Below are 15,203 nucleotides of genomic sequence, written 5' to 3' on the forward strand. Positions count from 1 at the left end.
TCCGTATGCCTATCTAAAGGATGTTCTCACGCGCCTGCCAACGCAGCGGGCGAGTGAAATCGAGCAGTTGCTTCCGCATAAGTGGCAGCCGGTTTAATCACGCAAGATGTGATGCCCGGACGCATACTGATAGCTGAACCTTCGGGCACGAGATCGCGCTGGGCGATCATCCAGGCATGCAGCGCTTCCATCACAGGCACAGCCTTTTCTTGCCGTATTCGACGGCGTAAATCCGGTTCCAGATCGCGGACTTCACTTTCGATTTCGTAAAGCAACTGGATGTAGCGCAGGGCCTGCTCGGCGAGCGTGCTCTTGTTCGTGGCATGCAGTTCGAAGAATTTGCGCCGCGCATGCGCCATGCAGCCGATCTCGGTCACGCCAAATTCAAAGCTGGCCTTGTAGCCGCCAAAATCATCGCAGACCAGCTTGCCCCTCCAGTCTCGCAGGAAGTTGCGAGCATGTTCACCGGCGCGGCTGGGGCTGAAGTCATAAACGACAGCTGCCGTTTCGCAGAACTGGCTGGTGGCGTAGGCCCAGACATACGCGCGATGGGTTTTCTTCGAGCCTGGGGCGAGCATCTGCACCGGTGTTTCATCGGCGTGGACGACCTGCTGCCCGAGCACTACGTCGCGCAGCGCATCGACCAGAGGCTGCAACTGCGCACCAGTAACGCCAACCCATTGAGCCAAAGTGAAACGTGGAATCGCCAAGCCCGCTCGACCGAAAATCGATTCCTGGCGGTAAAGAGGCAGATGGTCAGAGAACTTTGAGGTCATGACGTGGGCAAGTAGCCCGGCAGTCGGGATGCCCTTGTCGATGACCTGCGCAGGCACCGGCGCTTGGATCAGCGTTTCGCAGTCGTCGCAGACCCACTTGCCACGGACATGGCGCTCAACGGTAAACACGCCGGGCGTGTAGTCCAGCTTCTCGCTGACGTCTTCACCGATGCGTTTCAGTGCGCAGCCACATGGGCAGTGAGTGTTGTCAGGCTCGTGATGGATCAACGTGCGTGGAAACTCGGCTGGCAACGCAGTGCGCTTGGGCTTTTGCTTTTTCTCGGTCGCCGCTGGCACTGTTTGCAAGCCCTGAAGCTCTGCTTCAATCGCCGCGATATCGGTATCGATCAGATCATCTAGCAAGCTCGCCTGCTGCGGATTCAACTGCTCGCTGCGCTTGGCAAATTTTAAACGCTTGAGTTGTGCGATCTCGTGGGTCAGCTTCTCGATGACCGTTTGGTCGCGATTGATTTTCTTGACCATGGTGTCGACTTGCGACAGCAACTGCGCTGCCAAAGCACGCAGTTGGTCGGGGGACATTTGGTCGAGATTGGGCGAAGAAGTCATGCCCAGGATTTTGCCAGAGCAGGCGGTTCGCGGCGATAGACCGATAGGCTAATGGCAGCCGTTAAAGCACTGTGATCGAGCCGCCCGCGCCTACCTGCTGCCAAGGCAAGCCCAGTATCAAGGCCTGAAGTTGCTCGTTGTCGAGTTCGACGTCCGATCCGTGCCGGATACCTGGCCAGTGAAACTTGCCTTGGTTCAATCGTCGCGCCGCAAGCCAGATGCCCACGCCATCATGTACCAGGACTTTAATCCGGTTGGCGCGGCGGTTGGCGAAGAGATAAGCACAGTGCGGCTTCGCCGCACCGAACACCGCGATAACTCTAGCCAACGCGGTCTCGGTACCGGCACGCATGTCCATCGGCTCGGTGGCGAGCCAGATGGAATCGATGCGGATCATTGAGCGAGTCCACGGATGAATCGTGCGCACCCTTCAGGATCAGAGGTTGGCCACTTCACCGTGATTGACTGCTCACCAACGGAAAGCTCAATGATCGCCAATGCCTCAGCCGACCGTTTAGGCGAAGCCCTCAAAGGAACAAATGCCGGCAGCGCCGCTGCTGACCGATCTCGGTAAACCGGCAGCCACTTGCGAATGACGTTGGCGTTGATGCCGTGGGTAATGGCAACGCTGGAAATGGAAGCACCGGGTTGCAGGCACTCCTGAACAACTTGGCCTTTGAACGGTTTGGGGTAAGAGCTTCGTTGGCGCATTGAAATCCTGACGTTAAGGGCTATCGCGTCCGCTTAAAAATACGCGGACACCATCGCCCTTAATGCTGGAGTTCGGAAGGTGTGTTGGCTGGACGCTTACCAGTTTTCAGCTTAGCTTCGTTGCTGATCAAGCTCATGACCCTATGCGGCTGAGCACGTATTGAAGCTGCTCACTGGTTATCTTTGGTTTAGGGCTGAATGACTTGAACGGCTGCTTCTGGCCGATTGCTGACTGTCGCGAAGCCTAAAACGCTCTAATGCAGCCGCGGCAATGGCTAATAGGCTTACTGCCAATCCAAAAAACACTGTAATCACGCACGAAACCGGTCGAATAGTTTTCTCAGAAATACATCGCCTGCCATAGAGTCTGAAAGCTAGTAGTGCCCAGACCAGTTGTCCCAACCCGACGCAAGGCTGAACTCAGCACACTGGAAATCGTGGTCAATTTGTTCACTAACAGCTGTGACGGGTGAGCCTACGCGTTTCAACCCTTGGAGACTGGTCAGCGCTTCAGCTATCGATAGCCAACCAGCCTCTGACAACTCGTTGAAATCAAGCGCCAGATGCCCATTAGCTGCCATATGAAGCGTTAGATTCATTCGTTGTCGTCCAAGGGGTGATGCGAAGCGCTGCATAGCGCGGTTGAAGAAAAACCAGGGGTAAGTAGCGCATCTGGGTTGCTGCACAAATTACGTCTAAGTAGCTGGGGAGTCTACGGATCGCCTCCGGCCGAGAGCTACGTTTCGCCCATCTTAGTCTTGGGATCTTAGCGGTCTCATCAAGACCATCGATGAGCCAAAAGGAGCGCAGATGACCTCATTCTGCGAATTTCAGAAGCCAGTCCAAAGTTATCGGTGGTTGCAGGGCGATGAACGCTCGCGATACCATGACGCCGTCGCTGCCAATTCAGCGACCGGGCTTGGTAACCCGAGGTAAATCACTGCGCAACAGTGCTATGCGTTCGCAGGCGCTTTTTTTTCGCCTGCGATATGCGTAATGGCGGCTGTGCGTGGGACGTCTTCGGACGTGCCGGTTTCCTTGATTTCCCGGTTTACCAACCTGCGCACAGCTGTCACCCATTCGCTTGGTAACGAATTGTGGCAGCTCTTCAAATTAAGGAGCTTCACTATGCGCAGCATAAATCCGTTCGAAATTTGGCTTTCCCCTCTACGCGGCTCCCGGTTGCGTAACGCCCCACCATCCACCCTCCCACACGTCCTCTCCATCACCGGAGGTGGCAAATGACCGACAATCCAGAACTCAAAACCATCGGCTTTACCCCCGCGATCTACCTCGGTAATCAAGCGATGTTTCACGTCATTGGTGGTGTGCCCATTGCCGATGCGTTATCGATGGCTTCTGATTTTCTTTGCCTTGCCAAGTCGCTGACTGAGGATGCGGCTTATGCGAAGGGCAATGGGCGGCATGCTTGGGCTGCGCATTATCTGGTGTCTATGGGTAAGGCGTTGGTTGATGATTCGGTGAAGGTTTTGATGCGGGAGCGAGGGGTTTCTGGGGGTTAGTCAAAGGTGGGCTTGCGATGGTGCTGGGTCATTTGGGTTTGTTGTGGATGATCTGGCGCTATCGCGGGCAAGCTTTGCTCCCACAGAGGTATTTCCCACAGGAGGCCTTCCACAGGGGGTCATCCAAATCGGGCCTTCTGCAGCGGGGCTCCTGCTGATTCGGGGTTGATCGCGAATGATGCCTAGCCCGATCGTTTTCGGGGGGGGTCCCCGGGGTCTACCAAAACAGCCCCTCGCCGGCAATTAGTGGATCCCCTAAAGACAAAACACCCAATCCGACCGATAATCGAACACTTTCATAAACAGTATAAATTGCTGATTTATAATGTTTTTATTATAAATTAGAAAATATACAGCTAACATTTTTCCGAAACCCACTTCTCAATGGATCCATAAATTGATTGACTGCCACCACACGGTGTCAGGTACCCCACCTGCCCGCCCATAAAAATAACAAGGGTGTCTGTCGTGATGAGTGACTTCTCGATCTGGCTCAAGCCTTGGCTTGCAGCCACCTGCGTCTGCTATTCCAGCCTTACCTGTGCACAGCCTCGTTTCGAGGGCCGACCATGACCGTCGATCTCAAGAGAGTGGTGGACGAGCGCCCCATGGCGCCATTCCAGTGGCTGGCCGTGGGCATCTGCATTGTCCTGAACATGATTGATGGCTTCGACGTGCTGGTCATGGCCTTCACGGCCTCCTCGGTGTCTGCCGAATGGGGCCTGAACGGTGCGCAGATTGGCCTGTTGTTTAGCGCGGGGCTGTTTGGCATGGCAGCGGGCTCTTTGTTCATTGCCCCGTGGGCGGATCGCTTTGGTCGTCGCCCTTTGATTCTGTTTTGCTTGCTGCTCTCGGGTGTCGGGATGCTGTTGTCCGCGCTGACCCAGACGCCCTTGCAGCTGGCGCTCATGCGCGGGCTGACCGGCCTGGGTATTGGCGGGATCCTGGCCAGCAGTAATGTGATTGCCAGTGAGTACGCCAACAAGCGCTGGCGAGGATTGGCGGTGAGCCTGCAGTCCACCGGTTATGCCTTGGGCGCGACGCTTGGGGGCTTGTTGTCGGTGTGGCTGCTGACGCACTTTGGCTGGCGCTCGGTGTTTATCTTCGGTGGCGTGGTGACCCTGGCGGTGATTCCCCTGGTGCTGCTGTATTTGCCTGAGTCGCTGGATTTTCTGATCGCCCGCCGTCCCGTCAATGCCTTGGCCCGGATCAATCGTCTGGCCGCCCGCCTCGGCCAGCCGGCGCTGGGCGCCCTGCCCCTCGCCATGACAGCGCCGACTTCAGGCCGCGGACGCCTGGCGCAGTTGCTCTCACCGGACTCGCGGCGCACCACGCTGCTGATCTGGCTGCTGTTCTTCCTGGTGATGTTCGGCTTCTACTTCGTGATGAGCTGGACGCCGAAGCTGCTGGTCGCGGCAGGGCTGTCGGCACAACAAGGCATCAGCGGCGGGGTGTTGCTGAGTGTTGGCGGTATTTTTGGCGCGGCATTGATTGGCGCCATGGCCTCGCGCTGGCGGCTGACTCGGGTGCTGTCGCTGTTCATGTTGGTGACTGCAGGCTTGCTGGTGTTGTTCGTCGGCTCGGCTTCATCGGTGTCAATGGCGCTCGGCCTGGGGCTGTTGATCGGCCTGTTTGCCAACGGCTGTGTGGCGGGCCTGTACGCGTTGTCGCCGATTGTCTATGACGCTTCGGTGCGCGCGACGGGGGTGGGTTGGGGCATCGGTATCGGCCGCATTGGCGCGATTCTTTCGCCGACGGTCGCCGGTCTGTTGCTGGACGGCGGCTGGCAACCCCTGCACCTGTATGGGGTGTTTGCCGTGGTTTTCGTCATCGCCGCCGCTGTGCTGTTGGCGCTGCGGCCTGCCGCCCAACCACAGCCTGGCACTCAGCTCAGCCAGGCCTGACACCTTTGCAAAGAGGTAGCGGGGTCGGTCCCCGCTTCTGACTACATCCTTCAGGAAAATAACAATAATGACTTACCTCTCCTTCCCTCCCCGGGCGCTGCTCGGCGGTGCAATAGCGCTTGCCCTGATTCCTTCGGCGCAGGCTGAAAGCAGCGGTTTTTTCGAGGATTCGAAGACCAGCCTGACGCTGCGAAATTACTATTTCAATCGGGACTTCAACGATCCCGGCGCCAGCAAGAGCAAGATCGAGGAATGGGCCCAGGGCGCGATCCTCAAGTTCAGTTCCGGTTATACCCCTGGTGTGGTCGGCTTTGGCCTGGACGGTATAGCCATGTTTGGCGTCAAGCTCGACAGCGGCCCTCAACGCTCCGGATCGGAGCTGTTGCCGGTGCACGACGATGGTCACGCCGCTGACAACTACGGGCGCGCGGGGGTGGCGGCAAAAATGCGTGTTTCCGAAACCGAATTGATGCTCGGCGAGCTCATGCCGGATATTCCGCTGCTGCGCTACGATGACGGGCGCCTGCTGCCACAGACCTTCCAGGGCACCACGCTGGTGTCCCGAGAGCTCCCTGGCCTAAGCCTGCAGGCAGGTCAATTCACCGCCGTGAGCCTGCGTAACTCCTCGGACATGCAAGACCTCTCGGCCTGGGCGGCTCCCACCGTCATGTCGGACAGTTTCAACTACGCGGGCGGCGAATACCGTTTCAACGAACAACAAACGCTGATTGGCGCCTGGCACTCGCAGCTCGAAGACATCTATCAGCAAAGCTATCTGAACCTGCTGCATAAACAGAAATTCGGTGACTGGACCCTCGGCGCGAACCTGGGCTATTTCATCGACAAGGATGACGGCAGCGCGCGTATCGGCAACGTGCAAAGCCATACCGCCTACGGGCTGTTCTCGGCCAACCTGGGTGGCCATACCCTGTATCTGGGGCTGCAAAAAGTCAGCGGCGATACCGGCTGGATGTCCGTGTATGGCAGCAGTGGGCGCACCCTGGGTAATGACATGTTCAACGGTAACTTCAGCAACGCCGATGAACGTTCCTGGCAGGCTCGGTATGACTACAACTTCGTCGCCGTGGGTATTCCCGGCCTGCAGCTGATGACCCGCTACGGTCATGGCGACAACGCGACGACCAAGGCTGGCAGCAATGGCAAGGAATGGGAGCGCGACACCGAGCTCAGCTATACCCTGCAAAGTGGCCCGCTGAAGAACCTCAGCCTGCGGGTGAACAACGCCACCAACCGCCGCAGTTTCAACAGTGACTTCGATCAGACCCGTGTGATCGTCAGCTACCCACTGTCACTCTGACCTCCGCCCAGGGGCGCCTGGCGCCCCTGCATCTCCCCCTCTCCTTGCGTTACTATGGCGACCCCTCACTGGAAGTCGCCTGCATGAGCAAACCAGGTCAAATGGTGCTGGTCGCACTGCGCAAAATGATCGCCTCGGGCGAGCTGGCGGCCGGCGAACGGCTGATGGAGATTCCGACGGCGGAACGCTTCGGCGTCTCGCGCATGCCGGTGCGCATGGCCTTCCTGACCCTGGAACAGGAAGGCTTGCTGGTGCGCCATGGCGGGCGGGGCTATCAGGTACGCTCGGTGAGCGCCGACGATATCGCCGGCGCCGTGGAGGTACGCGGGGTGCTGGAGGGGCTGGCGGCGCGGCAGAGCGCCGAGCGCGGTTTGAGTGAGCAAGCGCAGGCGGCGCTGCTCGAATGCCTGGTGCAGGGCGATGCGCTGTTCGACAAAGGCTTTGTGACTGAAGAAGACCTTGAGGTATTCCATGACCTCAATATGCGTTTTCATCAGGTGATCGTCGCCAGCAGCGCCAACCCGGCCATTGCCGAAGCCCTGTCGCGCAACGACCATCGCCCTTTTGCCTCAGTGTCAGCGCTGGCGATCGATCGTGAAGACATGGCGCGTGAGTACCGGCGCTTCAACTTCGCGCACATGCAACATCACTCGGTCTACGACGCGCTGGTCAGCCGCCAGGGCGCACGCGCTGAAGCCATCATGCGTGAACACGCCAACGCCACGCTGCGCTACGCCGAAGTGTTCGGAGCAATTGGCAATGGCGAGCGGGTAAAAGTCATCGCGCGCGGCGAATGACCGGCTCGTTCAGAGATCCAGCACCAATAACGCGGATTTGGCTCTCGAACAGCAGGGCGTGAACTGATCGTTGGCCGCTTGCTCGTCTTCGGTGAGGAACAGGTCACGGTGATCCGGCACCCCCTCCAGTAAACGGGTCAGGCAGGTTCCGCAGACGCCCTGCTCACAGGAAATGGCAATCTCGACACCGTGGCTTTCCAGCACCTGGACCACCGTCTTGTCTGCGGGAATGTCGAACACCTGCCCGCTGCTGCCAAGCTTGACCTGGAACGTCCCGTCGCCGGCGGTATCCACCGGTGCCGCGGCGAAGTATTCACGGTGCAACTGCCCATCGCTCCAGCCCTGAGCCTTTGCGCTGTCGAGTACATGCTGCATGAAGCCTGAGGGGCCGCAGACATACAGGTGCACGTCAGGCTGCGGATTGGCCAGAACCCTGGCGGCGTCCAGGCGAGAATCGGCTTGTTCATCGAAATGCAGGTGCACACGATCGGCAAAGGATGCTCCTTTGAGCCGTTCGACAAACGCCGCACGTTCACTGGAGCGAGCACAGTAGTGCAGCTCGAAATCGGCGCCGCTATGGGCCAGTTGCTCGGCCATGCACAGAATCGGGGTGATGCCGATGCCGCCGGCGAACAACAGGCTGCGCCGTCCCTCGGCCACCAGCGGGAACAGATTGCGCGGCTCACTGATCATCAGCCGATCGCCACTGTTGATCTGCTCATGCAGGCTCTGGGAACCACCGCGCGAGGCGGCGTCCCTGAGTACGCCAATCACGTAGCGATGGCGCTCTTGCGGGTGATTGCACAGCGAGTACTGGCGGATCAGTCCGCCGGGCAGGTGCACGTCGATATGGGCCCCGGCACTGAAGACGGGCAATGCCCCGCCTTGGGCACAGGTCAACTCGTAGCTGCAGATATCCAACGCTTCGTTGTTGCGGGATGACACGACGACTTCAATCATGGCGCACCTTCAAGACCGGCCACCGCAGTGGCCGCGAACAGGATCTTTGGGAGGGACTGGCGTAGCGCTAAAGGGCAATGCCCTTGGCTATTTGGCCGCCGCGATCAGCTCGACCGCCGGCGCTCGTTCAAGGGCGATGAGACGTTCCAGCACGCGCCTGGACTGCACGCCCCCGGCATCGATGTTGAGCTTGAGCAAGTTGCGTTCGGGATGGGCCAGCAGGTTTTTCTGCTGCTGCTCGAGCATGTCGAGGTCTTCGCTGAAAATTTTGCCCTGGCCCTCACGAATGCTGGCGGTCAGGGCTTCGTCGCCGGGATTGAAATTGCGTGCCATGCCCCAGAAGTACCAGATCGACGTTTCGGTCTCCGGGGTGATGAAGTCGACCACGATGCTCGCGGCCTTGTGTTGCGGCTCGGCGTGGTAACCGCCCTTGCCGGCGTGGGCCACGCCAACCTGGATCAACACGTGGCTGGGCGGGCTGAAGCGGCAGATCTGCCAACGGTCTACCGGCACGTCGTCGGCCAGATTGTTGCCACGCAGGGCCATTCGCCAGAACGGCGGGGCCATGATGTTTTCCATGTGCCGCTCGGTGACCACCTCGTTGCCCTGGACGGTGGTGACCGGCGCCGCTTCATCGATCTCTTTCTGGCCGATGCTCGAAGCGTGTACGTAGGTTTCGTGGGTGAGATCCATCAGGTTATCGATCATCAGTCGATAGTCGCAATTGATATGGAACAGCCCACCGCCGTAGGCCCACTCATCACTCACAGCCCATTCCAGATGGTGGATCAGTGCAGGATCAGCCTTGTCCTGCTCCCCAGGCCAGACCCAGATGAAGCCGTAACGCTCTTCGACCGCGTAAGTCTTGTTGCACGGAAAACCCCGTACGCGCTGACCCGGCATTTCGACAGTCTTGCCGTCGCAGCCCATGACCAGGCCATGGTATCCACACACCAGGTTGCCGTTGTCGACATAACCAAGCGAGAGGGGAGCGCCGCGATGAGGACAAAAATCCTCGACAGCGGCAACGCGCCCTTCAAGGCCTCGATAGAAAACGATTTTCTCACCGCATATTTGCCGCCCCAGAGGCTTGGAGGCGATCTCGTCAGGGGTGCAGGCGACATACCAGGTGTTTCTCGGATACATGAAGATCTCCAGCGCAGGCTTGTTTTTATGGATCCATTAAATATGAGTATTCTCAAATCCGTCAAGCATTAAGCCTGAACATAGGAATTAATGGATCCAATGAGCACTGGAAAGCTCGGGAGTAGACCGTTATCAGAGTTCGAAATACCAAGGCCGCATTCTCGGATCGCAATACAAACTGAGCACCGAAGAACGCGTTCGACGCTGTGGGCGTGAAGCGGTATCGGAGCAAGTGCAGGCCCGACTGGCTGAGGGGTCCGAGACCTGGGCGTTAGGTATGTTCGCTGGAAGCTACGATCGTCAGAGGTACGGCCTGGATATCCAGTCCACCCCCCGCACCCCTTCCACGATGTACACCATCAACCCGACAGTCGATATCCAGACTCTCCTGGGCTCCGTCAGCGAATCCCTGGCTTCCGCCAGCGTCATCACCATGGACATCGCCGACCGCGAAACCGGCCCAAGCCGCAACTCCCTATTGGGCGTTCACCAGATTCTCATGCTGGCAGAGCTCTCGGTGAACCGGGCTCTGGATCAACTCGACCCGATCGCCTAAGCGTTCCGTTGCGTGAGATAGGGTCTGCAGGTAAACCTGTTGCGACCCCGCAAAACAAAGCCCTCAAACGAGGGCTTTGTTTGTCGAAGGCTGAAGCACCAAACCTCAGTGCCCAGCGCTCTGCCCACCGTCAACATGCAAAATCTCGCCAGTAACAAACTTGGCACTATCCAAATACACCACAGCCTGCGAAATATCATCGATCTCGCCCATGTGCCCCATCGGATGCAGGCTGCCCAGCGCCGCATGAGTCTCCTCACCATGCATCGGCGTCTTGATGATGCCGGGCGATACCGCATTCACCCGAATCCCGCGCTTGGCGTACTCGATGGCCAGGGATTTGGTCGCCGCGTTCAAGCCGCCTTTGGTCAACGACGCCAGTACTGAAGGCACGCCATCAATCGCATGATCGACCAGGCTGGTGGTGATGTTGACCACATGCCCTTTGCCTTGCTTTTCCATCTCGGTGATGGCGAGTTGGGTGATGTAGAAGAAGCCATTCAGGTTCACCGACAGCACGGCGGCGTAATCTTCGGCGGTGTAGTCCGTGAACGGTTTGGCGACGAAGATCCCGGCGTTGTTGACCAGGGTGTCGATGTGGCCGAAACGGGCGATGGTTTCGCGGATGACTTGTTGGGCGACTTCAGGTTCGCCGATGTCGCCGGCCACGGTGAGGATGTCCGGATCGGTGGACGGCTTGATCGAACGCGAAGTGGCAACCACCTGGTAGTCCAGATCACGGAAGGCTTTAACCATGCCGGCGCCGAGGCCTTGGGATGCACCAGTGATAACGATGACTTTTTTCGAATTGCTCATGATGAACCTCTACTCATAAATGATGGTTTAGAAATCAGGTAATCAGGTAATCAGGTAATCAGGCTTCAGCGGGGGCGTTGGCCATTTGTCGCAACATCTGTTCGTAGTACTCGACCGACTGTGAACCGGACACCAGGTGACGACCGTTGAGCACCATGGCCGGCACCGAGTTGATGCCGTGCTGGCGGTAAAAACCTTCCAGCTCGCGCACTTCGCTGGCGAAAGCGCCGGAGGTCAGTACTTCACGTGCTCCGTCCTCATCCAGCCCGGCTTCCACCGCCAACCGCACCAGGCTTTGCTGATCGCTGGGGTTCTGGCCCTCGGTGAAGTAGGCTCGCAGCAGGATCTTCTTCAGTGCGATTTGCCGCCCTTGCTGCAAGGCCCACAACAGCAGGCGGTGTGCATCGAAGGTGTTGTAGAAGTGGCTGCGTTTCTCCAGGTCGAACTTGAAGCCGATGGCTTCCCCGCGAGCGATTTGCATGGCCTTGCCGGCGGCGACTTCCTCGGCGGTGCGGCCATATTTGCGCATCAGGTGCTCTACGGCTTTCTCGCCGGCTGCCGGCATGTCGGGGTTCAATTCGAAGGGTTTGTAGGTGAGCTGCACCGAGACATCGTCCGCCACATTCGCGATCGCTTGCTCCAGCGCCGTGGCGCCCAGGGCGCACCAGGGGCACACCACGTCGGAGACGAAATCGACGGTGACCGAGGCGGTCATGACTTGCCCTCCTCTTCAGCCAGTTGTTTTCGGTACGCAGTGGTGGTCATGCCGGCGTAGCCCCAGTTATCGGTGTCGACTTCTTCGATCACGATGTGGGTCAGGTCCGGGCGTTTGTTGAGGACGCGTTCCAGGGTTTCAGTGATTTCGGCGATCACCTGAGCTTTCTGCTCTGGGGTAACGCCATCGCGGGTAATGCGAACGCTGACGAAAGGCATGAGGAATCTCCAGTGACCTGCCCTCGGAATGATGGGTAGGTGTTGGAGCTCAATGTAGGGCGTTGGGTGGAGGGGATAAAGATGGGGGCGGGAACATCATTAGTTACGTGGGGTAATCAATGAGATCGATGGTGCATGCCGTTTTGGACGCTCTACTGCAATTGACGGGAATTATGAATGGCTGGGCAATAATTATTGCCCAGCCATAAAAATCACAAAATCTCGGAGCTCCCTGCATAGCGCCGGAATTCGTTGCTATCGCGAACCAGCAATTGCATCAGTTTCGGATGGATAAAGAGTTTCTCTTTACCCACCTGAACCTCTTCCAGCACTCCGATAGCCACCAGATCCTTGAGGTGACGAGACGCCGCCTGGCGCTGGGCAATTTTCTTTTCGACCACGTTACTGATCCGGCAGTAAGGCTGCTCGAAAATCACATCAACCAGCTCGCGCGTATTGGCCTTGGGCAGTTGTTCTCGGACAAATTGAGTGGTGTGTTCGGACAGGGCTCGAATCGCCGCGATCTTGGCCGTCGTCCAGCGAGCGGTCTCTTCCACAGCACTCAGCATGAACAACAGCCACGGCTCCCAAGCTTGTTGGGTCGTTACTTCCAGCAGGAGTCGATAGTAGTCCGCGCGGTAAGCAATGATGTAGCGGCTTAGATAGAGGATTGGCAGGTTGAGGAGGCCTTCCTGTATCAGAAACAAGGTATTCAGGACTCGTCCGGTGCGACCGTTACCGTCGATAAACGGGTGGATGGCTTCAAATTGGTAGTGTCCTACCGCCATGCGCACAAGCGGATCAAGTTCTGTTTCGTTGTGCAGAAAGCGCTCCCAGTTGGCGAGCAGGTTACGCAGGTGCTCCTCCCCTTCAGGTGGGGTGTAAATCACTTCTCCGGTTCGATCGTTCGCGAGCTGCGTACCTGGCGTGCGACGAATACCCAACTCTGCGCCCTTGAGGGTGCGGCAGATTTCTACGGCTGTGTTGGTGGATAGTGGCCGTTGAGCCAGGGATTGAAAGCCTTGGCTCAGCGCCGTTCGATAGCGCAGTGCCTCTTTGGTCGCTGGGTCCGCATGGTTTTCAGTGTCTTGGGCATGCTGGAACAGCAGGTCCGTAGTGGTCACGATACTTTCAATTTCCGAGCTGTCCTTCGCCTCCAGCAAGGGAATTGTGTTGATCAGGACTGTCTGATTCGGAATCAACTCTGCGGCTTATTTCAACTCGGCCAGCGCTGTACGAGCAGAAATACACTTCTTAAGGACAGCGCGTGTCTCCAGTTCAATGCCTGGCGGTAGCAAGGGAAGCTGGTTGTACGGCCTGTCAGCCTGCCACGGCAATGATTCAGTCATGGTTCGCCCCTGCTGATTTGTACGTTTTTTGAGCAAAAAAAGCTTTATTCATGTCGCCAGTGTAGACATGAGCCGACAACGTGTCGCAATTTTCCACTTTTTGCGACACGTTATTGGAACGTGTCGCCGCCGACGACATGTTCGCGACACGTGTTCTCGAAATACGATTTCAGCGACATGACATCCTGCGGACAAAAACCCACCGCCCAGAAATAAAAAAACCCCGAACCAGTCGGGGTTTTTTCATGTTCGAAAACTCAAATCCGCATCAGAAGATGTTGATCGGGTAATCCACGAACACACGCACTTCGTTGCCGCTGACGTTGTACTCGCTCGACTTCTGCGATACCCGCAGGATCGAGCTGCGCAGTTTTACGCTGAGGTCTTTGGCCGGGCCGCTTTGGACGACGTATTTGAACTGGTTGAAGATTTCGCGCTCGGTACCGCCTTCGCTGGTGGAAGTGGTGATGTTGTCGCCGCGCACGTAGGCGAAGTTGTAGCTCAGGCCTGGCACGCCGAAGGTGCCGAAGTCGAGGCCGTAGCCCAGCTGCCAGCTGCGTTCGTCTTCAGCGTTGAAGTCGGACCAGTAGGAGTTCGCCAGGTAGATGGTGTTGCCGCCGTCACCCACACGACCTTGGCCGCGCTGATAGCCGCCGTAGGCATAGCCCAGGTTGCTGTCGCCGGTACTGCGCTGGTGGGCGATGGTGAACGAGTGCGGGCCGGTGGCGAAAGTGGCCGCCAGGCTCCAGATCTTGTTGTCGTCGCCGGTGGCGCCGCTGTCACGGACGTAGGAGTCTTCCAGCTTGGTGCGATAGCCGTTGAAGTCCAGGGTCAGGGACTGATCCTTGTCGATCGGGAATACGTAGTTGGCGTTGAGGTACTGTTTCTTCAACACGTCTTCAACGTCGGAAGCGTAGACCGCTGCCTTGAACTGCTCGGTGAACTGGTAGCTGCCGCCCAATACGTTGATCGACTTCAGGCCACCGCTGTCACGGCCTTCAGCGCTCTTGCGCGATTCGGCGGTGAAACGACCGGCGTTCAGCTCCAGGCCCTTGATCTCCTTGGAGGTGATCAGGGTGCCGGTGTAGCTTTCCGGCAGCAGGCGCGAGTTGTCGTAGCTCAGTACCGGCAGGGCCGGCATCTGGTCGCCGTAGGTCAGCGTGGTGCTGGACAGGCGGAATTTGACCGCAGCGCCAGCCTTGGACAGGTCGTCAGCCGCAGCGCCGCTGTCGCCTTGTTTAAAGAAGTCGATACCGCCAGCGCCGCTGCGGCCTTTGCCGCCGTCCAGGCGCAGTGCGTAGAGGCCGAAGGCGTCAACACCGACACCAACGGTGCCTTGGGTGAAGCCGGACGAGAAGGTGCCGATGGCCGCTTGGCCCCATTCGGCCTTGTCCGGGTTGCCGTCTTTGTAGTCACGGTTCATGTAGGCGTTGCGCAGCAACACTTTGAGGCTGCTGTCTTCAACAAAACCCTTGGATTCGGCCTGGTCGTTAGCCATGGCCTGTGTAGCACTCAACATCCCCAGAGCGATCAGGCTGATACGCTTGTTCAACATTTTGTTCTTTTCCTTATAAGCGGTTAATACGCGCTGTGCCGAACGGCTGAAACGGCGCTGTTACGCTCTTTTTTCAACGCAAAACAAAAAGGCCCGCCCACGAGAAATCGAGGCGGGCCTTTTATTATTTTGTCGGTCATGGCGGTTGGCCACAGGCGTTGGGGCGAATCCTAGCCGCGCCCTTAACGGTGTGTCAATTTGAAGAATCGTCTGTGAATAGGCGAAAAAAGTCTAAGGAATCATCAACGTAATGTTTCTGACATGATCAGTAACAATCGAACCAGGGAACTTT

The 15,203-nt window shown here is 57.9% G+C and carries 14 protein-coding genes and 2 pseudogenes; 6 read left to right on the forward strand and 10 right to left on the reverse strand.

Annotated features, from left to right (window positions below; genetic code table 11):
• Nucleotides 1-97: transposase domain-containing protein (locus IMW75_RS20440; protein ID WP_146374934.1), on the forward strand; the 97-nt coding region annotated here is incomplete at its 5' end.
• Between the two features lie 28 nt (nucleotides 98-125).
• On the opposite strand, the pseudogene tnpC reads toward IMW75_RS20440, so the two are convergent.
• The 3 genes and pseudogenes from tnpC to tnpA form a co-directional block, all read right to left on the reverse strand.
• A pseudogene (gene tnpC / locus IMW75_RS20445) lies at nucleotides 126-1,343 on the reverse strand (IS66 family transposase); the annotation flags it as partial.
• A 61-nt stretch (nucleotides 1,344-1,404) separates the two neighbouring features.
• Nucleotides 1,405-1,740: an IS66 family insertion sequence element accessory protein TnpB gene (gene tnpB, locus IMW75_RS26995; protein WP_237142305.1), complete on the reverse strand. Its 336-nt coding sequence runs from the start codon at nucleotides 1,738-1,740 to the stop codon at nucleotides 1,405-1,407.
• Nucleotides 1,737-2,054 (reverse strand): IS66-like element accessory protein TnpA, encoded by a 318-nt coding sequence (gene tnpA, locus IMW75_RS20455; RefSeq protein ID WP_205893565.1) that lies wholly within the window; start codon nucleotides 2,052-2,054, stop codon nucleotides 1,737-1,739. Before tnpA ends, tnpB begins: the two co-directional genes overlap by 4 nt.
• A 1,241-nt stretch (nucleotides 2,055-3,295) precedes the next feature.
• Between tnpA and IMW75_RS20460 the strand changes: the two genes are divergently transcribed.
• The 4 genes from IMW75_RS20460 to IMW75_RS20475 all read left to right on the forward strand — a co-directional run bounded on the left by IMW75_RS20460 (nucleotide 3,296) and on the right by IMW75_RS20475 (nucleotide 7,596).
• Nucleotides 3,296-3,577: a DUF3077 domain-containing protein gene (locus tag IMW75_RS20460; protein WP_205893566.1), complete on the forward strand. Its 282-nt coding sequence runs from the start codon at nucleotides 3,296-3,298 to the stop codon at nucleotides 3,575-3,577.
• 569 nt (nucleotides 3,578-4,146) lie between these two features.
• Nucleotides 4,147-5,481 (forward strand): MFS transporter, encoded by a 1,335-nt coding sequence (locus IMW75_RS20465; RefSeq protein WP_205893567.1) that lies wholly within the window; start codon nucleotides 4,147-4,149, stop codon nucleotides 5,479-5,481.
• 67 nt (nucleotides 5,482-5,548) lie between these two features.
• Entirely contained in the window at nucleotides 5,549-6,799 is a 1,251-nt protein-coding gene (locus IMW75_RS20470; protein ID WP_205893568.1) for an OprD family porin, read from the forward strand.
• Between the two features lie 83 nt (nucleotides 6,800-6,882).
• Nucleotides 6,883-7,596: a GntR family transcriptional regulator gene (locus tag IMW75_RS20475; protein ID WP_045061350.1), complete on the forward strand. Its 714-nt coding sequence runs from the start codon at nucleotides 6,883-6,885 to the stop codon at nucleotides 7,594-7,596.
• Between the two features lie 9 nt (nucleotides 7,597-7,605).
• Here the strand turns inward: IMW75_RS20475 and IMW75_RS20480 are convergent, their stop codons facing one another.
• Together IMW75_RS20480 and IMW75_RS20485 are read right to left on the reverse strand one after the other, a co-directional pair.
• Complete coding sequence (locus IMW75_RS20480; protein ID WP_205893569.1) at nucleotides 7,606-8,556, reverse strand: PDR/VanB family oxidoreductase; 951 nt, start codon at nucleotides 8,554-8,556, stop codon at nucleotides 7,606-7,608.
• 87 nt (nucleotides 8,557-8,643) lie between these two features.
• On the reverse strand, nucleotides 8,644-9,702 hold the full coding sequence (locus IMW75_RS20485; RefSeq protein ID WP_205893570.1) for an aromatic ring-hydroxylating oxygenase subunit alpha: 1,059 nt from the start codon (nucleotides 9,700-9,702) through the stop codon (nucleotides 8,644-8,646).
• 277 nt (nucleotides 9,703-9,979) lie between these two features.
• On the opposite strand from IMW75_RS20485, the gene IMW75_RS20490 reads away from it, so the two are divergent.
• Complete coding sequence (locus tag IMW75_RS20490) at nucleotides 9,980-10,258, forward strand: DUF6124 family protein (protein ID WP_205893571.1); 279 nt, start codon at nucleotides 9,980-9,982, stop codon at nucleotides 10,256-10,258.
• Between the two features lie 105 nt (nucleotides 10,259-10,363).
• Here IMW75_RS20490 and IMW75_RS20495 read toward each other — a convergent pair whose 3' ends face one another.
• The 5 genes and pseudogenes from IMW75_RS20495 to IMW75_RS20515 all read right to left on the reverse strand — a co-directional run bounded on the left by IMW75_RS20495 (nucleotide 10,364) and on the right by IMW75_RS20515 (nucleotide 14,911).
• The gene (locus IMW75_RS20495) at nucleotides 10,364-11,074 is read right to left on the reverse strand and encodes an SDR family NAD(P)-dependent oxidoreductase (RefSeq protein WP_205893572.1); all 711 of its coding nucleotides are present in this window, start codon (nucleotides 11,072-11,074) and stop codon (nucleotides 10,364-10,366) included.
• Nucleotides 11,075-11,132: 58 nt separating this feature from the next.
• Nucleotides 11,133-11,789 (reverse strand): DsbA family oxidoreductase, encoded by a 657-nt coding sequence (locus IMW75_RS20500; protein WP_205893573.1) that lies wholly within the window; start codon nucleotides 11,787-11,789, stop codon nucleotides 11,133-11,135.
• Nucleotides 11,786-12,007 carry a tautomerase family protein gene (locus IMW75_RS20505; RefSeq protein ID WP_045061344.1) on the reverse strand — a complete coding sequence of 74 codons (222 nt, stop codon included), beginning with the start codon at nucleotides 12,005-12,007 and terminating at the stop codon, nucleotides 11,786-11,788. The genes IMW75_RS20500 and IMW75_RS20505 overlap by 4 nt, the downstream gene beginning before the upstream one ends.
• Before the next feature lie 212 nt (nucleotides 12,008-12,219).
• A pseudogene (gene fic / locus IMW75_RS20510) lies at nucleotides 12,220-13,356 on the reverse strand (protein adenylyltransferase Fic).
• Nucleotides 13,357-13,624: 268 nt separating this feature from the next.
• Complete coding sequence (locus tag IMW75_RS20515) at nucleotides 13,625-14,911, reverse strand: OprD family porin (RefSeq protein WP_205893574.1); 1,287 nt, start codon at nucleotides 14,909-14,911, stop codon at nucleotides 13,625-13,627.
• Nucleotides 14,912-15,203: the final 292 nt, after the last annotated feature.

The organism is Pseudomonas gregormendelii (assembly GCF_017114825.1).
GTDB classification, from domain to species: domain Bacteria; phylum Pseudomonadota; class Gammaproteobacteria; order Pseudomonadales; family Pseudomonadaceae; genus Aquipseudomonas; species Aquipseudomonas gregormendelii.